The 18,183-nt window shown below is 73.0% G+C and carries 12 protein-coding genes; 7 read left to right on the top strand and 5 right to left on the bottom strand.

Annotation, left to right across the window (positions count from 1 at the left end; all coding sequences use genetic code 11):
• The first annotated feature begins 5 nt into the window (after positions 1-5).
• Positions 6-893 (top strand): sulfotransferase, encoded by an 888-nt coding sequence (locus ACA514_RS05605; protein ID WP_375039919.1) that lies wholly within the window; start codon positions 6-8, stop codon positions 891-893.
• A 57-nt stretch (positions 894-950) separates the two neighbouring features.
• Here the strand turns inward: ACA514_RS05605 and ACA514_RS05600 are convergent, their stop codons facing one another.
• Together ACA514_RS05600 and ACA514_RS05595 are read right to left on the bottom strand one after the other, a co-directional pair.
• On the bottom strand, positions 951-2,768 hold the full coding sequence (locus ACA514_RS05600; protein ID WP_375039918.1) for a right-handed parallel beta-helix repeat-containing protein: 1,818 nt from the start codon (positions 2,766-2,768) through the stop codon (positions 951-953).
• Positions 2,769-2,825: 57 nt separating this feature from the next.
• Positions 2,826-3,407: a hypothetical protein gene (locus tag ACA514_RS05595; RefSeq protein WP_375039917.1), complete on the bottom strand. Its 582-nt coding sequence runs from the start codon at positions 3,405-3,407 to the stop codon at positions 2,826-2,828.
• A gap of 157 nt (positions 3,408-3,564) precedes the next feature.
• On the opposite strand from ACA514_RS05595, the gene ACA514_RS05590 reads away from it, so the two are divergent.
• From ACA514_RS05590 to ACA514_RS05580, 3 genes are all read left to right on the top strand, one after another.
• Positions 3,565-6,831, top strand: coding sequence for a LamG-like jellyroll fold domain-containing protein (locus tag ACA514_RS05590; RefSeq protein WP_375039916.1), 3,267 nt, complete (start codon positions 3,565-3,567; stop codon positions 6,829-6,831).
• A 173-nt stretch (positions 6,832-7,004) separates the two neighbouring features.
• Positions 7,005-8,651, top strand: a complete 1,647-nt coding sequence (locus ACA514_RS05585) for a hypothetical protein (RefSeq protein WP_375039915.1) — start codon at positions 7,005-7,007, stop codon at positions 8,649-8,651.
• Positions 8,652-8,983: 332 nt separating this feature from the next.
• On the top strand, positions 8,984-10,537 hold the full coding sequence (locus ACA514_RS05580; RefSeq protein ID WP_375039914.1) for a hypothetical protein: 1,554 nt from the start codon (positions 8,984-8,986) through the stop codon (positions 10,535-10,537).
• 88 nt (positions 10,538-10,625) lie between these two features.
• Here ACA514_RS05580 and ACA514_RS05575 read toward each other — a convergent pair whose 3' ends face one another.
• Both ACA514_RS05575 and ACA514_RS05570 read right to left on the bottom strand, forming a co-directional pair.
• Positions 10,626-11,543: a phosphotransferase gene (locus tag ACA514_RS05575; protein WP_375039913.1), complete on the bottom strand. Its 918-nt coding sequence runs from the start codon at positions 11,541-11,543 to the stop codon at positions 10,626-10,628.
• A 4-nt stretch (positions 11,544-11,547) separates the two neighbouring features.
• Entirely contained in the window at positions 11,548-12,678 is a 1,131-nt protein-coding gene (locus tag ACA514_RS05570; RefSeq protein WP_375039912.1) for a DUF1972 domain-containing protein, read from the bottom strand.
• A gap of 159 nt (positions 12,679-12,837) precedes the next feature.
• Here ACA514_RS05570 and ACA514_RS05565 point away from each other — a divergent pair, with 159 nt between their 5' ends.
• The 3 genes from ACA514_RS05565 to ACA514_RS05555 are packed head-to-tail and all read left to right on the top strand — an operon-like array spanning position 12,838 to position 17,099.
• Entirely contained in the window at positions 12,838-13,998 is a 1,161-nt protein-coding gene (locus tag ACA514_RS05565; RefSeq protein WP_375039911.1) for a glycosyltransferase family 4 protein, read from the top strand.
• Positions 13,999-14,016: 18 nt separating this feature from the next.
• On the top strand, positions 14,017-15,651 hold the full coding sequence (locus ACA514_RS05560) for a hypothetical protein (RefSeq protein WP_375039910.1): 1,635 nt from the start codon (positions 14,017-14,019) through the stop codon (positions 15,649-15,651).
• Between the two features lie 23 nt (positions 15,652-15,674).
• On the top strand, positions 15,675-17,099 hold the full coding sequence (locus tag ACA514_RS05555) for a lipopolysaccharide biosynthesis protein (RefSeq protein ID WP_375039909.1): 1,425 nt from the start codon (positions 15,675-15,677) through the stop codon (positions 17,097-17,099).
• On the opposite strand, the gene ACA514_RS05550 is transcribed toward ACA514_RS05555, so the two are convergent.
• Positions 17,100-18,059: a sulfite exporter TauE/SafE family protein gene (locus ACA514_RS05550; RefSeq protein ID WP_375039908.1), complete on the bottom strand. Its 960-nt coding sequence runs from the start codon at positions 18,057-18,059 to the stop codon at positions 17,100-17,102. It abuts the gene before it with no gap.
• Positions 18,060-18,183 lie beyond the last annotated feature (124 nt).

Genomic DNA, 18,183 nt, shown 5'->3' with positions numbered 1-18,183 from the left:
TCCCCGTGAATCGAGGGACTCTTCCCGGCCCGGTCGTCGCCGCGGGCCGTAGCGTGATCCGTGGGTACGGGATGAGCACGGCGGCGCTGCGCCCCGGCCCCGACTTCCTGCTGATCGGCGCCAAGCGCGGCGGCTCCACCTCGCTGTACTACACGCTGCTGGAGCATCCGCAGGTGATGCCGCTGTTCCCGAACGCGCGGCTGCTGCCGAAGGACAACCACACCAAGGGCGTGCACTACTTCGACACCCACTACGACAAGGGCGGCGCCTGGTACCGGTCGCACTTCCCGGCGTCCGGGCGCCGGGCCGGCAAGGTCGTCGGGGAGGGCTCGCCGTACTACCTGTTCCACCCGCTGGCGGCGGAGCGGGCCGGGCGGGACGTCCCGGACGCCAGGATCCTGCTGGTGCTGCGGGACCCGATCGAGCGGGCGTTCTCGCACTACCGGGAGCGGCGCCGGCAGAACGCCGAGGAGCTGCCGTCGTTCGAGGAGGCCCTGGCCGCCGAGGAGGGCCGGCTCGCCGGCGAGGTGGAGCGGATCATCGCCGGGCAGCCCGGCTACGCCAGCTACGCGCACGAGCAGCAGTCCTACCGGGCGCAGGGCGAGTACGCCCCGCACCTGCGGCGCTGGATGGAGCACTTCCCGGCCGAGCGGTTCTGCGTGCTGGCGGCGGAGGAGTTCTACGCCGACCCGCAGACCGCCTGCGACACCGTGGCGCGGTTCCTCGGGCTGGAGCCGGCGACGCTGCCCCCGTCGGCGGTCAAGGTGTGGAACGCGGCGCCGAGCCAGGACCTCGCCCCCGCCACCCGGCAGGCGCTCGCCGAGCACTACGCCCCCTACAACGCCGACCTCGAAGCACTACTGGGCCGCGAGTTCCCCTGGACGCGCCCCTGAGCACCTGAGGAGAGCGAAGGCCGGGCCCCTCGGAGCCCGGCCTTTTCGCGTCGTCCGTCAGGACGTCCACGCGCCGATGTGGCGGGTTCCCGCCGGCTTGCCGAGCAGGGCGGCTATGGGGGCGGGGAGCGGGAGGGCGGTGCCGGCGTCCGCCTGGGCGGCGAAGGAGCGCTCCAGGGCGCCGTCCTGCCCGGCGGCGCCGTCGGCCGTCTGCAGGACGCCGCGCTTCTCCTGACCGGTCGCCGACCGGAACCGGCCAAGATCGGTGAAGTCGGAGGTGGCGCCGGAGCTGCGCGCCCACCGCACGACCGCGCGCGGGTTCCCGTCCGGGCGGACGTAGACGTTGCCGTCGACGGTGACGCCCATCTGGCCGGCGCCGCGCTGGTGCGTCCCGTCCTCGACGCACAGCAGGCACGGGGTGCGCGGCCGGGCGTCGGCGAGGGTGTTGTTGCTGATGACGACCTTGGACACGCGCCAGGTCATCGCCGGGTCCGCGCCCTTCTGGCGCGGGTCGCGGCCGGCCGCGTGCGGGTCGGACGGGCTGCGCGGGTCCTGGGCGAGGTGGATCGTGCGGCCGTTGCCGGTCAGCGAGTTGTTCCAGACCTGGACGTCGGAGGTGTTGTTCACCTTCAGGCCGTCCCCGGCGTTGTCGCCGATCACGTTGCCGGCGACGACGGCCTTGGCGCTCAGCTCCAGCGAGACGCCGTGGTCGGCGTTGCGCAGGATCCGGTTGCCGGTGAGCGTGATGCCGTAGACGGACTCGTCCATCCAGACGCCCTTGCCGAGGTTGTCGGCGAACACGCCGCCGGTCACCGCGACCTGCCGCGACCGGGTCACCTTCAGCCCGCCGGAGACCGGCGAGTACTTGAAGCGCTCGGTGTTGTTGCCGGTGCTGCGCACCGACTCCAGCCGCAGGTCGTCGGCGTAGTTGGCGTGGACGCCGAGCATCCCGTTGCCGTCGGCGGTGACGTGCCGGACGAGCGCGTGCGCGGCGAGGACGCTGAGGCCGGTGGTGGCCGAGCCGTTCACCGCGACGTTCTCGACGGTCACGTTCGGCGCGGTGATCTTCACGCTGCCGAGCTGGGGGAGCGAGGTGGCGTAGCGGCGGACGCCGAGGCCGCGCAGCCGCGAGCCGGCGCCGCCGACGGTGATCGCCTCCGAAAGCGTGCTGGCGCGCACGTCGTGGCCGCGCGGGTCCGTTCCGAGGTAGAGCCTGCGGGACCCCTCGTCGACGTAGAAGGTGCCGGGCTTGACGCCGGCGCGGGAGCCGACCTGCCTCTGCGGGGCGCCGTCCAGCCACACCTGGTCGGGGTGCGCGGCCATCGGATGGTCGGGGGAGACGAACTGGAAGTCGTTGTCGCCGCTGGCCTGGGCGCCGGCGGTGTAGGTCGGGCTGGCGTCGAAGCGGGCCGTCCAGCCCTCGTGCACCCAGGCGTCGTTCCCGGGCCGCCACCCGTCGACCGGGGAGCTGCCGTCCAGCCAGACGGCCTCGTGCGGCGCCGACTGGATGGTCAGCCTCTTGCCGCCGGGCACGGTGACCGACTCGTGGTAGGTGCCGCCGCGCAGGACGACGGTGCCGTTCGAGTGCGCCTTGGCGACGGCCCTAGCGAGCGTGCGCAGCGGGTGCTCGCGGTCGCCCGACGCACCGTCGCGCCCGGACGGCGACACGAACAGCGCGCCGTCCGGGATCCGGTAGTCGGTGGAGCCCAGGGGGGCCGCGCCGGGCGGTCCCTGCACCGGGACGGTCTGCGGCGCCGAGTCGTGGCTCTGCGGCAACTGCCAGCCGAGGAAGCCCACCCCCGCGATCACCGGCAGGGCGAGCACCCTGACGATCAGCGTCCGGTTCGAGCTGCGCGACCGGTTCGAGCTAGGCATAACACGACCCTTTACCCCCAGGGAACGCTTGGACCACGAACGTACCCCGCCGAACCGTCAGTTGTGGAGGGCGCCCGCGAACAGCGCGGTCTTGTGCTGGGCGTCGAACTTGACACCGACCATGACCGACTTGTAGCCCGACGAGGGCAGGTCGAAGGCGTAGGACGCCGACCTGGTCCCGCCGGCGGGGACGGCGCCGTAGAAGTCGTTCAGGTTGGCGTAGGAGGTGTGCTGGGCCCGGGTCTTCTTCGCCCCGTACACGGCGGTGACCTGCACCTTGTTGAGGTCGAGGGTCTTGGCGGAGCCGTTGGCGAACTTCAGCGTGAAGATGGTGAGCACCTTGCCGGTGAGCTCGCCGGGCCCCTGGTCCTTGTTCTTGACGTAGCGGATGTTGCTGATCGCCACGCTGACCTTGTCGGAGTAGGTGACGGGCTTGCTCAGCCCGCCGGACGACTTCAGCGCGGTGGAGCCGGGTGCGGCGTTGGCCTGCTCCGTCGGCTGCTCGCTCGGCGGCGGGGGCGGCGTCGGGTCGGCCGACTTCTTCTTCCCACCGCCGCATCCGGTCAGCGCCAGCGCGAGGGCGAGGACGGCTCCCGTCGCGGCGAGATGCCTGTGCGGACGCGCTCCCCGATCGGACATCCGGCTCTCTCCTCATCCAGTGGCGAACGGTCGTCGTCCCGTGACAACGAACGGAAACTTCCAGGGCAGAACAGTGTAAACAGGGTTTCCGGATTACCCTGCTTTTACTTCCGTGACCGAGGGGGCCAACGGAGACCTACGGCAGGGGACCGGCCCAGTGAGATCTGTACCTTCGCATCGGCGCGCGTCACACGTCCGCAAAACGGCGATAGCCGTCCTCGCCGCCGTCTCGACGGTCCTCGCCGGCGCCGCCGCGCCGGCCGCGCCCGCCTCGGCCGACACCGACCCGCCGGCCGGCACGCCGGCCACCGTCAGCGCCGACCCGCTGCCGACCGCGCAGGTCAACGGGGTCGTGTGGAGCATGGCCACGGTCGGGACCACCGTCTACGCGACCGGGAACTTCACCAAGGCGCGCCCGGCGGGCGTCGCCGCGGGCGGGGCGGGCGAGGTCGCCCGCGGCAACATCGTCGCCTTCGACCTCACCACCGGGAACCTCATCCCGTCCTTCGACCACTCCCTGAACGGGCAGGGCCTGCGGATCGTCGCCTCGCCCGACGGCACGCGCGTCTACGTCGGCGGCGACTTCACCACCGTGGACGGCCAGGCCCGCGGCCACGTCGCCGCCTTCGACACCGCCACCGGCGCGCTCGACGCGTCGTTCGCCCCGTCCGTGTCGGCCAAGGTGCGCGCCATCGCGGCGACGGACTCGACCGTCTACCTGGGCGGCAACTTCTTCAACGTGAACGGCAAGTCGCGGACGCGGCTGGCGGCGGTGAACGCGTCCAACGGCGCCGGCATCGACACCTGGCGGCCGACCGCCGACGACGACGAGGTGTTCGCGCTGGCGCTCGCGCCCGCGGGCGACCGGGTCATCGTCGGCGGCCGGTTCCAGCAGCTGAACGGCGAGAAGCACGTCGGCATCGGCGCGGTCAGCGCGGCCAACGGCGGGACGGCGCCGTGGAGCAGCACGCCGATCCCCGCCAGGCTCGGCGACAGCCTGTTCTCCTACGTGACGGACCTGTACGTCTCCGGCGACACCGTCTACGGCGCCGCGGACGGGGAGGGCTGGCACTGGTTCGACGGCCGGTTCGCCGCCAAGGCCGCCACCGGCGACCTGGTGTGGCTGGACAACTGCTACGGCGCGACCTACGGGATGTTCGTGCAGGGGCAGTCGGTCTACAGCGTCTCGCACGCGCACGACTGCACCTCGCTCGGCGCCTGGCCCGACACCAACCCGCAGACGTTCCAGCGGGCGCTCGCCGAGACGACGGCCGCCACCGGGACCGACCACGGGTCCCCGGGCGTCGGCAGCAGCTACAGCGGCCAGCCGATCCCGAGCCTGCTGCACTGGTTCCCGAGGCTGGCGACCGGATCGTTCACCCAGCAGTACCAGGCGGCATGGGCCGTCACGGGCAACGCCGACTACGTCGCGATGGGCGGCGAGTTCCCGAACGTGAACGGCAAGGCGCAGCAGGGCCTGGTGCGGTTCGCGGTCAAGGCGAAGGCGCCCAACAAGACCGGCCCGCAGGCCGCCGACCTCGGCACCCCGACGGCGACCGCCATGGCGGACGGCGGCGTCCGCGTCGGCTGGAAGACCACCTGGGACATGGACAACGCGTCGCTGAAGTACGAGGTGCTGCGCGACGGCGGGACCACGCCCATCGGGACGGTCGACCGGACGTCCGCCTTCTGGAACGAGCCGAACGCCGCCTACTTCGACGGGACCGCCGCGCCCGGCACGGCCCACACCTACAAGGTGCGCGCGGTGGACGCCGCCGGGAACGCCGTGACCAGCGCCGCGTCCAACGCGGCGACGACGGGGAACGGCACGCCCGGCCCGTACCCGAACCAGATCAGGACCGACGGCGCGCAGGCGTACTGGCGGCTCGGCGAGCCGAGTGGCCCGGCCTACGACTACGCGGGCTCCAACGACCTCTCGCTCGGCCTCGGCATCACCCGCGGGCAGGACGGCGCGATCTCCGGCGACGCCGACAAGGCGGCGGGCTTCGGCGGCTTCTTCGGCTCGTCCGCCGGGAGCGGCGCCGCGTCCGCGCCGGGCGACTTCAGCGTCGAGGCGTGGGTGAAGACGGCGTCCGCCAGCGGCGGGAAGATCATCGGGTACGGCGGCAGCGCGTCCGGCAACAGCTCGTCCTATGACCGCCACCTGTACATGACCAATGACGGCCGGGTCGTGTTCGGCGTCTACCCGGGATCGACGAAGACGGTCCAGAGCGCGGCCGGGCTGAACGACGGCAAGTGGCACCACGTCGCCGGGACCCTCGACGGCGCCGCCGGGATGAAGCTGTACGTCGACGGCGCGCAGGTCGCCGCCGACGGCGGGGTGACGTCGGCGCAGAGTTACTCCGGCTACTGGCGGATCGGCGGCGACAACCTGTCCGGCTGGCCGAACCGGCCGTCGAGCGACTACTTCAACGGGTCGATCGACGAGGCCGCGGTCTACCCGCGAGCGCTGACCGCCGAGCAGGTCGCCCGCCACCAGGGCCTCGGCACCGGCGCGGTCCAGCCGAACCAGCCGCCGTCCGCCGCGTTCACCTCGTCGTGCGACGCGCTGGCCTGCACGTTCGACGGGTCCGCGTCGGCCGACCCGGACGGGTCGGTCCCGTCCTACTCCTGGGACTTCGGCGACGGGACGACCGGGACGGGCGCCAAGCCGTCGCACGCCTACGCGGCAGCCGGCGACCACACCGTCAAGCTCACCGTCACCGACGACAAGGGCGCGACCGGCGAGGTCGTGCACACGGTCACGGCGACGGCGCCGGCGCTGCTGGCGTCGGACGCGTTCGGGCGGACGGTCACCGGCGGCTGGGGCGGCGCGGACACCGGCGGCGCCTGGAGCCGGGTCGGCTCCGGCGGCGTCCTGTCGGCGGGCGGAACCGGGCAGATCGAGCTGCCGGCCGCCAAGAACGACGGCGGCGCGAACCTGGCCGCGGTGTCGTCGCAGGACACCGACCTGACGTTCACGGTCGCGGCCGACAAGGAGGGCACCGGCAACGGCGTCTACGTGTGGGCGGTCGGGCGGCGCGTCGCCGGGCAGGGCGACTACCGGGCGCGGCTCAGGCTGCGCCCGTCCGGGGTGGTGTCGTTGCAGCTCAGCCGGGCCGACGCGAGCAACACCGAGACGGCGGTCGGCACCGAGCAGACCGTCTCCGGCCTCACCTACCAGCCGGGTGTGCCGCTGCGCCTGCGCCTCCAGGTGACCGGCGGGTCGCCGACCGCGCTGAAGGCGAAGGTGTGGGCGGACGGCGCGGCCGAGCCGGGCTGGCAGGCCACCGGGACCGACGCGACCAGCGGGCTGCAGGCCGCCGGCGCGGTCGGGGTCCGGGCCTACCTGGCCGGGAACGCCACCAACGCGCCCGCGGTCGTGTCCATCGACGACCTGAGCGCGTCCCGCGCCGCCGGCTGACCGCCGGCGCGGGGCGCGGGCGTGGTGCCGGGCGTGGTGCCGGAAAGTGACCTCTGTGAGCGACTTCGGTCACGATTTCATAAGAGGCCGGATGTATCGGATGGGGTGACCAATAGGATCCGTGCACCGCAGTGACCGTGGTGGTCACCGGGCTGAGGTCTAGGAGCCGACTCGTGAGAGCTCTTGTGCGACAGCGGCGGACGGGCGTCCGCGCGGGCCTGGCGGCCGCCGCCGCCCTCTCGCTGGCGGGTGCGGCCTTCATGCCGGCCGGTCCGGCGGCCGCCGACACCGATCCGCCGTCCGGCACGCCGGCCACCGTCAGCGCCGACCCGCTGCCGACCGCGCAGGTCGACGGCGTCGTGTGGAGCATGGCGACGGTGGGGAACACGGTCTACGCGACCGGGAGCTTCACCAAGGCGCGCCCGGCGGGCGTCGCCGCGGGCGGGGCGGGCGAGGTCGCCCGCGGCAACATCCTCGCGTTCGACCTGACGACCGGGAAGCTCAGCACCTCGTTCGTGCACACGCTCGACGGCCAGGGCCTGCGGATCATCGCGTCCCCGGACGGCAGCCGGGTGTACGTTGGCGGCGACTTCACCAAGGTCGACGGCAAGGCGCACAACCACCTCGCGGCCTTCGACACCACCACGGGCGCGCTGATCGACTCGTTCGCGCCGAACGTGCACAACCGCGTCCGCGCCATCGCCGCGACGGACTCCACCGTGTACGTCGGCGGCAACTTCTTCAACGTCAACGGCAGCGGCCGGACGCGGCTCGCCGCGGTGAAGGCCACCGACGGGTCCAACGTCGCGACCTGGAAGCCCATCGCCGACGACGACGAGGTCTACGCGCTCGCGCTGTACGGCGACCGCGTGCTCGTCGGCGGGAAGTTCCAGAAGCTCAACGGCGAGGCCCACGTCGGCATCGCCGCGGTCAGCGCCACCAACGGCGGCACGCTGCCGTGGAGCAGCAGGCCGATCCCGACCAAGCAGAGCAGCACCAACTTCTCGTACGTGACGGACCTGCGCGTCGACGACGGCATCGTCTACGCCGGTGCGGACGGGGAGGGGCGGCACTGGTTCGACGGCCGGTTCGCCGCCAAGGCCGACACCGGCGACCTGGTGTGGCTGGACAACTGCTACGGCGCCACCTACGGCGTCTACCCCGTGGCCAACGAGGTCTACAGCGTGTCGCACGCGCACGACTGCACCTCGCTCGGCGCGTTCCCCGACACCACCCCGCAGACCAACCACCGGGCGCTGTCGGAGACCAAGGCCGCCACCGGCACCGACCACGGCTTCCCGGGCGCGAACAGCAACTACAGCAGGCAGCCGGTCCCGAGCCTGCTGCACTGGTTCCCCAAGCTCGCCATCGGGTCGTTCACCGAGCAGTACCAGGCGGCGTGGGCGGTCACCGGCAGCGGCGACTACGTGGCGCTGGGCGGCGAGTTCCCGAAGGTGAACGGCAAGGCGCAGCAGGGCCTGGTGCGGTTCGCGGTCAAGGCGAAGGCGCCGAACAAGGCCGGCCCGGAGTCCGCCGACCTCAAGGCCCCGACGGCGAGCGCCCGGCTCGGCGGCACCATCCGCGTGTCGTGGAAGACCACCTGGGACATGGACAACGCGTCGCTGAAGTACGAGGTGCTGCGCGACGGCGGGACCACGCCCGTCGGGACGCTGACCAAGTCGGCCGCGTTCTGGAACCAGGCGAGCCTCGTCTACGACGACACCTCGGCCCCGAGCGGGACCCACACCTACAAGATCCGCGTCGTGGACGCGAACGGGAACACGGTGACGAGCGCGGCGTCCAACTCCGTCAGGCGGTGAACGGCGTCCCAGAAAGGCGATCAACCGACGCCTGAAAGTGCTCCGGGGTTTACACCTCGGAGCACTTTTCTGTTTCCGGATGCGGCCATACTGCGCTGAGCAGCCGACTTCAAGCGGAGCGTGAGCGGTTTCCGTCACGATTTCCCGAGACGCCGGATGATCTGCACGGGATTACCACTAAGATCGCCACACCGGAGTGGCCGATGGGGCCATCCGGGGTCACGTGCTTTTAGGGGAACCGACTCGTGAGAGCTCATCTACGACTGCGCCGTACCAGCGTGCGCGCGAGCCTGGGGGCCGCCGCCGCACTCTCGCTCGTGGGAGCCGCATTCATGCCGCTGGGCACGGCCACGGCCGACACCATGCCCGCCAGCGGAGTGCCCGCGACCGTCAGCGCGGACCCGCTGCCGACGGCCCAGGTGGACGGCGTCGTGTGGAGCATGGCGACCGTCGGGAACACGGTCTACGCGACCGGGAACTTCACCAAGGCGCGCCCGGCCGGCGTCAAGGCGGGCGGGGCCGGCGAGGTCGCGCGCGGCAACATCATGGCGTTCGACCTGACGACCGGGAAGCTCAGCACCTCGTTCGTGCACACGCTCGACGGCCAGGGCCTGCGGCTCATGGCCTCCCCGGACGGCAAGCGCGTCTACGTGGGCGGCGACTTCACCAAGGTCGACGGCAAGGCGCACAACCACCTCGCGGCGTTCGACACCGCGACCGGCAAGCTCGTCGACTCCTTCGCGCCGAACGTGCACAACCGCGTCCGGGCCATCGCCGCCACGAACTCGACGGTGTACGTCGGCGGCAACTTCTTCAACGTCAACGGCAAGGCGCGGACGCGGCTCGCCGCCGTGAAGGCCTCCGACGGGTCCAACATCGACACCTGGAAGCCCGCCGCCAACGACGACGAGGTGTACGCGCTGGCGGTCGCCGGCGACCGGGTGATCGTCGGCGGCCGGTTCCAGCAGCTGAACGGCGCGGCGCACGTCGGCATCGGCGCGGTCAGCGCGACCAACGGCGGGACGCTGCCGTGGAGCAGCAAGCCGATCCCCGCCAAGGACGGCGAGGGCGGGTTCTCCTACGTGACCGACCTGCGGATCCAGGACGGCGTCGTCTACGGCGCGGCCGACGGCGAGCTGTACCACTGGTTCGACGGCCGGTTCGCCGCCAAGGCCGACACCGGCGCCCTGGTGTGGCTGGACAACTGCTACGGCGCGACCTACGGCATCCTGCCCGTCGGCCAGACGGTCTACAGCGTCGGGCACCCGCACGACTGCTCCTCGCTCGGCGCGTTCGGGGAGACCAACCCGAAGACCTTCCACCGCACGCTCGCCGAGACCTTCGACGCGCGCGGCACCGACCAGGCCAAGCCGGGCACCAACAGCAACTACAGCAAGCAGCCGATCCCGCAGCTGCTCGACTGGTTCCCCAAGCTCGGCATGGGCTCCTTCACCAAGCAGTACCAGGCGGCGTGGGCCGTCACGGGCAACAGCACCTACGTCGCGATGGGCGGCGAGTTCCCGAACGTGAACGGGACGGCGCAGGCCGGCCTCGTGCGGTTCGCGATCAAGGCGCAGGCGCCGAACAAGGTCGGCCCGACCACCGACATCAAGGCGCCGACCGTGTCCAAGACGTCCACCGGGCTGAAGGTGTCCTGGACGGGCACCTGGGACATGGACAACGGGTGGCTGCACTACGAGGTGCTGCGCGACAGCTCGACCACCGCGCTGACCTCCGTCAAGCGGCTGTCGAAGTTCTGGGACGAGCCGTCGATGACCTTCACCGACACCAAGGCCGCGAAGGGCAAGCACACCTACCGGATCCGTGTGAAGGACCCGCTGGGCAACACCATCACCGGCCCGGCGTCCGCAGCCGTGACCTGGTGAGATACGGCCTCAGCTGAACGCGTGACACGAGAACGCGCCCCGGTGAGCGGCACCGGGGCGCGTTCCTGTGCGTGCGGGATCGGCGGGATCAGGCCGTCCCGAGCGACCTCAGGATGTCGCTCAGGCGCGTGTTGAAGGCCGCGTCGTGGTCGCCGGCGGAGCGCTGCGCGACCCGCTTCAGCCAGAACTCCGCCGCCTCCGCGACCCCGCTCAGGTCGTCGCGCCCGGACGGCTTGCCGAACACGGTGGCGTGCGTCGCCTCGTAGTAGACGAGGTCGGCGCCCGGCGGCGCCCACGCCGCGTCCTCCCAGTCGATCAGCCACGGCAGGCCCCGTCCGCAGTGCCGCAGGTTCCACGCCGTCAGGTCGCCGTGCATCGGCGCCCAGTGGCCCGGGACGTCCGCCGGGCGGGGCAGCACCGCGGCCAGCCGCCGCTGAAGGTCCGCCAGCAGCGGCGCCAGCGCGACGCCGCGCACCGGGCGGGCCGGACGCGGCGGCATCGCCTCGATGACCATCCAGTGCCAGCCGGCGGTCGCGTCGCGGTCCAGGACGCGGGGGACGCGGAAGCCGTCCGCCCGGCCCTCGGGGAACGCCGACAGCGCCCGCTGCTCGCGGTCCAGCTCGCCCGGGTCGTCGCGCAGCTTGAGGAACCCGGTGGGCCGCCCGTCGCGCAGCAGTACCGCCGCCAGTCCCGTCCGGGACGCCTGCGGGCGCTCGTAGAGGGCCAGGCCGTCGAACGCGCCGATCCGCTCCACCAGCGTCCGCCACCGCTCCGGCCCGCCCGGCGGCTCCCAGCGGACGCGGGAGCCGGGCAGGACGCGCGGCCCGGCGACCGCCACGGCGCCGTACATCGCCCACTGCGCGGCCAGCGCGGGCAGCTTGGAGCGGGTGAACAGCGAGACGCCGGCGAGCGCCCCGCGCCGCGACCCGGCCGGGACGAGGACGTTGCCGGTGCCCATCCGGGGCCGGATGAATGCGTGACCAGATGTGGTCATCTGCTCGGTCATGTCGTCACTTGCCGCGAATGGTCTTGCGCGTCCGGCGACCGGCCACCAGGTCCTCGCACAGCCGCTCGTAGGACGCCGCGACGTCGTCCCACACGTACCGCTCCGCGGCCCGCTTGCGCGCCGCCGTGCCCCGGTCGGCCGCCGCGCCCGGATCGGCCTCCGCCGCCTCGACCTGCGCCGCCAGCTCCGCCGCGTCGCCGAAGAAGCGGCCCGCCTCCTCGCCCAGCACCTCGCGGTTGAAGTTCACGTCGAAGGCCAGCACCGACGCGCCCGCGCCCATGGCGCGCAGCAGCGACGGGTTCGTCCCGCCGACCGAGTGCCCGTGGACGTAGGTGAGCGCGCCCGCGTACAGGGCGTCCAGCAGGTCCTGGTCCCACACGCCGCCCATGAAGGTGATGCGCGGGTCGTCGCCCGCCAGCTCCTTCACCTGCGCGGTGTACTCGTCGGCGTACGGCGCCGAACCGACCACGACCAGCGGCTTCTCGGCCCTGCTGCGCCGGTACCCCTCCACCGCCAGGTGCACGTGGTTCTCCGGCTCGAACCGGGCGACGACCAGGTGGAACCCGCCCGGCTCGTACCCCGCCTCCGCCAGCTTCGCGGTGTCCGTGCCCGCCAGGATGGGCGCGCCGTACGGGATGAACACCGTGTCGGCGTCGAACCGCTCGCGGTAGTAGTCCTGGATGCCGACGGCGTCCGCGATCAGCGCGTCCGACCAGCGCACCGCCATCGACTCCGCGGCCCGGTAGTACTTCTGCCCGGTCCCGCTCCACTTGGTGCGCTTCCACTCCAGGCCGTCGACGTGCGTGGCCACCGGGATCCGCAGCGTCCGCAGGATCGGCAGCATCGGCGCGTTCGCCGCGTTGAACAGCAGCGCGACGTCCGCGCCCTCCCTGCCGATCTTGCCGCGGAAGGCGTGCAGCACCGACAGCCCGGTGTGGCTGAGCGTCTCGGCGACCTTCTTCTCGATCGCCGGCAGGTACACCAGGCGCATTCCCAGATATTCCGGCTCGGGGTGGCGCTCGCCCCGGCAGTAGACGGTGACCTCGTGCCCGGCGGCGGCGAGCCGCTTGCCGATCTCCTCCACCGCCGTCTCGAAACCGCCGTACCGCGCCGGGACTCCGCGAGTCCCTACCATGGCGATGCGCACCCTGACCCCCAGCCATACCGACACTTTGTGATTGATCCGCACAGATTATGCGGAAGGGGGGTTGCACGTCCCTGCGGTGAACGACAGTTAATCTGAAGGTTGCGGGAGACTGGTATCCAGGGGGCTGGATCGCCAGAAGGAGGGCAAGTGGCCGAACGGGACCCGAGGTCCGCGGTGGTGCTGGCGCATCCGTCGCCCGATCTGTACGGCTCCGACAGAATGCTCGTGGAGTCGGTGCGCGCACTGGTCCCCGGCCGCCGCGTCATCGTGACGCTGCCGGAGGACGGGCCGCTCTCACCGGTGCTGAGGGACGCGGGCGCCGAGGTGGTCGTGCTGCCCGTCCCGGTCCTGCGCAAGTCGTACATGTCGCCGTTCGGCCTCGTGCGGCTGGCGTTCGCCGCGAGCCGGGCGCTGCCCCGGGCGTGGCGGCTGCTGCGCCGCGAGCGGGCCGCGGCCCTCTACGTCAACACCGTGACGATCCCGCTGTGGCTGCTCGCCGCGCGGCTCGCCCGCGTGCCCGCGCTGTGCCACGTCCACGAGGCCGAGGACGACGTGCCCGGCCCGGTGCGCGCCGCGCTGTCGATGCCGCTGCGGTTCGCCCGCACCGTCGTCGTCAACAGCCGGGCCAGCGCCGCCGCGCTCGGCTCCGCCGGGCGGAACGCGCAGATCATTTACAACGGCGTCGAGGAGCCGCCTGGGCCGGTCGAGCCGCCGCGCGCCGACCTCGCCGGGCCCGCGCGGATCGTCCTCGCCGGCCGGCTGTCGCCGCGCAAGGGCACCGACGTCGCCGTCCGGGCCGTCCGATCACTGCGTGATCGCGGCTACGATGCGAACCTGACCCTGGTCGGGAGCGTCTTCCCTGGATATGAATGGTTCGAGGAGGAACTGCGGGCCCTCGCCGGCGACGACGGCGCGGTGGAGTTCGCGGGTTTCCGCCCGTCGGTCTGGAATTCGTTCGGCGCGGCGGACATCGCGATCGTCCCCTCGCGCGTCGAACCCTTCGGTAACGTCGCCGTCGAGGCGATGCTCGCCGGCCGGCCGGTGGTCGCCAGCGCCACCCAGGGGCTGGTGGAGATCGTCGCCGACGGCGAGAACGGGGTGCTGGTCGCCCCCGACGACCCCGCCGCCCTGGCGGCCGGGATCGCCCGGCTGCTGGACGACTGGAACGGCGCGCTGGCCATGGCCAAGCGGGCCGGCGCCGACGCCGCCCGGCGCTTCGGCAAGGACCGTTACCACCGCGAGCTGCGGGACGCCGTCCGCCAGCTCGCCGGATCCGAAGCCGCCCCCCAACCGCCCACGGCCACCTGAGGACTCCAAGAGCATCCGATGACAGCACAGAACCCCGTTACACCGGAGATCAGCCTCGTCGAGGCGGTCTGGCGCTACCGGCTGATGTCGCTCATCATCGTGCTGGCCAGCGTCCTCGCCTCCGTCGCGGCCACCCAGATCCTGTTCGGCGGCGCGACCGCCACCGCCCGGTTCGCGGTCACCGACCCGACCAACAACAACAACGCGCTGCGCATGGGCGTGGTCTCCGGGCAGGGCTACGCCGCCTACACCGCGCAGCGCGCGGCGTTCGCCGGCTCCACCCCGGTGATGGCCCGCGCCGCCGAGATCGTCAAGAGCAAGCACGGCCCGAGCCTCACCGGCGAGCAGCTGCGCGGCCGGGTGAAGACCTCCAGCAAGCCGGACGGCGGCGTCGTCGTCGTCACCGCCAACGGCTCGAACATGCCCGAGGCCGCCGTCATCGCCAACGCGGTGCTGCAGGCCTACCAGGACGTCACCGTCTCCACGAACAACAGCAACCTCGATGAGCAGATCAAGGGGCTGAAGGAGCTGGAGACGAAGATCACCGAGCAGATGCAGTCGACGCAGGCGGGCACGCACGCCTACAAGCTGCTGGCGAGCCAGCTCGCGAAGATGCAGTCGGACGAGAGCGGCCTGCTGTCGGCCCGGTCGAAGAACAACGACGGCGTCCAGTTCACCGACAGCGCCGACCCGACCGCGCCGACGCCGAGCAAGCTGCCGCAGAACGGCGCGATCGGCTTCGCCGTCGGCGCGATCCTGGCCTGCGTCGTGTCGTTCCTGCGCGCCTCCTCCCGGCCCCGCGGCCAGGTCCTCGGCGGACCGGCCCCGGCGATGGGCGGGGTACCGGGCGGGGTCCCCGGCGGGGCGCTCGGCGCGCCGGGCACCCCGATGCCCGAGCTTCCGGCGGGCCGGTCCTACCAGGGCCGCCGGTCCATCGGCGACGGGCGCCCGCCCTCGCCGGCGGACGACTACCGCACCGACTACCGCTCCGACGCCTACGACGGGTACGCCGACGAGCAGCCGCCGCCCGAACGGGGCCGCGGCCGCCGCGCCCGCCGGGCCGCGCCGCCCGCCGACTCCGCCGCCGGGCGGGGCTGGGCCCCCGAGGAGGCGCGCGGCGGGCCGGTCGCGCCGCCCGCGTCGGCCACCCAGGCGGTCCCGGCCGTCCCGCCGCCGCCCCTCCCGCCGGAGCGCGGCCGGTCGTCGCGCGCGAACGGGGCCGGGGCGCCCGCGACGTCGTCGCGCTCGTCCTCCGGCCCGCGCGGCACGCGGGTGGCCGGCAACGGGGCGCCCACCGGGAACGGCGCGTCCGGCGCGCCGAAGACGCCGCCGGCCAAGCCGCCGTCCGGGAAGGCGCCGCGCAAGGCCGCGCCGAAGGGCCGCGGCGACAAGCCCGCCGAGGCCGACAAGCGGCCCGCCTCCGACATCGCCGCCGAGCTGTGGCCCGACGGCGGCGACCCGACCCGCACCGCCGAGGACCCGCTGTACCTGCTCGGCGGCAAGGCGCCCGGCGCGGACAAGCCGCCCGCCGACAAGCCGGTGTCCGACAAGCCCGTGTCCGACAAGGGCAGGGGAGGCAAGCCCGAGCCGGGCAGCGGGTCCGGCAAGGGAAAAGGCGACACGTCCCTGATGCACTACGACCTGGACAGGTGACGCAGGGGGCTTCGGGACGGAGCTTGAGCACCCCTGAGAGCACGGTCGAGACGGCGGTCGACCTCCCCGCCCTTCCGGACGGCGTGCTGCCCGGCGAAGCGTCCGGGCCCGTGCCCGGCGGGGGCCGCGGCAAGCGGATCGCGGGCCGGGCCGGGCGGCTGCTGGCGTCCGCCGGCGGCGCCGTCGCCGTGCAGTTCGTCACCGCGGGCGGCAGCCTGGTCGTGCAGTCGCTGGCCGCCCGCACGCTCGGCGCGTCCGGCTACGGCGCCTACGCGCTGTTCTTCTCGATCATCGTCATGATCACCTCGGTGCAGACCAGCTGGGTCGGCGACACCCTGACGGTGTTCGACCGGTTCGAGCCGCGGGTGCGCGGCGCGCTGCTGCTGTCGGTGCTGGGCACCGTCGTGGCGGGCGCGGCCGCCGGTGCCGTCGTCGCGGCCGTGATGGGCCTCGCCGGGCCGGCCGGGATCGCGCTGTTCGCGCTGCTGGTGGCGCTCTGGCTGCTGAACGAGACCGGGCGGCGGATCTTCACCGCGCGGATGGAGTTCTGGCGGCTGACGATCAACGACGCCTGCTACCTGGTGATGACGCTGGCGGCGCTCGGCGCCGCTCTCGGCAGCGGCATGGGCGCCTCGGTGGAGCTGCTGCTCGGCGCGATGTGCTTCGGCTGCCTGTGCTCGATCGCGCTGGCCCGGCTGCGGCTGCCGGCGAGCGAGTACGCGCTCGCCTCGCTGCGCGGCACCGCGTTCCGCGAGATCCTCGGGTTCTCCTGGTGGCGGTCGGTGCAGGCCGGGATCCGGCCGACCGCGCTGCTGCTGGCCCGCGTGATGATCGCCGGGTTCGCCTCGACCGCCGCGCTGGCCGGGGTGGAGGCGGCGCGGCTGCTGCTGTCGCCCGCGCTGACGTTCGTCAACGGCGCGGGCTGGTTCCTGCTCGGCGACTTCGCCAAGGCCGAGCGGGACGGGCGGCCGATGCGCGCCCGGCAGGCGGTGCGGGCCTGCGCGCTGATGTCGGGGATCGCGCTGGTGATGAGCCTCGGCGGGATCGCGCTGGTGGGCTGGCTCGGGCCGGTGGTGACCGGCGGGTCGTTCGCGGTGGACCGGGTCGCGCTCGGCGGCTGGGCGGTCTACTCGGTCTGCTTCTCCTGCACGCTGCCGCTGGCCAGCCTGGCGACGGCCCGCAAGCAGTCCCGGTCGGTGTTCGTGATCCGCGGCGTGGAGAGCCTCACCGGCCTCGCGGTGCTGCTCGGCCTGCTGGTCGCCGACCCCGGGCACGCCGCGATCGCCCCGTACTGCCTGGGCGCCGGCGGCCTCATCTCCGCCGTGATGCTGTGGCGGATGCTGCGCAAGGGCGACCCGCCGCGCCGGGGTGTTCCGGCTGCGCCGGAGCCGGAGGCTCCGCTGGCGGCGGCGTCCCAGCCCTCCGGGGCGACCGCCCCGAACGCCTGATCAGGAGACGTACTCGTCGGCCGACGTGGCGGGGGCGGATGTACGGGCTTGCGGGGCGTCGGCCGCCGTCTTCCCGTCCACCGCCCGGTCCGCGCGGCGCCGTCCGGCCAGCCAGAAGGCGACGGTGCCGGCGGCCAGCACGACCAGCGTCCACGCGATCGGGACGGCGCCGACGCCGAACATCTTCAGCGAGGACGCGACCAGCACCAGCGCCAGCACGCGGCGGATGAGGCCGCCGGGGGCGCGCGAGGAGATCTTCGAGCCGAGGTAGACGCCGGGGATCGAGCCCACCAGCAGCGCGGCGGTGACCTGCATCTGGAAGTCGCCGAACAGCAGGTGGCCGAGCGCGGCGGCGAACACCAGCGGCACCGCCTGCAGCAGGTCGGTGCCGACCAGCTGGTTGGCCTTGAGCGCCGGGTAGAGCGCGAGCAGCGCGACGATGATCAGCGAGCCGGAGCCGACCGAGGTGATGCCGACGACCAGGCCGCCGACGAGCCCGATCAGCACGGTCGGCACCGGCCGGATCCGGATCTCGGGCGCCTCGCCGTCCCCGGCGCCGGGACGGCCGCCGTCGCGGCGGGCGAGCAGGCCGCGGACGACCAGGCCGCCGGCGGCGATCAGCAGCGCGACGCCCATCGCCTTGCTGATCAGGTTCTCGACGCCGTCGCCGTGCCCGAGGGCGCGGGCCAGCAGCACGCCGCAGAAGGCGGCGGGCACCGAGCCGGCGCACAGCCAGCCGACCAGCCGCATGTTGATCGTGCCCTGCCGGTAGTGCACGGCGCTGCCGACCGGTTTCATCACCGCGGCGGCCACGAGGTCGCTGGAGACGGCCGCGAGCGGGCTGACGCCGAAGAACGTCACGAGCATCGGGGTCATCAGCGCGCCGCCGCCCATGCCCGTGAGGCCGACGACGATGGCGACCAGGAACGAGCCGAGGGCCATGGTCCAGTCGAAGTCCACGCGCCTTCACCCCCTACAGCAGCATGGCCTACCGGCTATATAGGAAAACTCGCCTACAAGGTACGGGATGCTACCCGGGTCTGTTAACCCGGGTGCACCGCGACAAACGCGACCAAAGAGACGA

It is taken from the genome of Actinomadura sp. NTSP31, from assembly GCF_041951385.1.
Lineage (GTDB): Bacteria > Actinomycetota > Actinomycetes > Streptosporangiales > Streptosporangiaceae > Spirillospora > Spirillospora napierensis.
The sequence above is the reverse complement of the archived record's forward strand: the minus strand, read 5'-3'. Positions and strand labels throughout refer to the sequence as shown.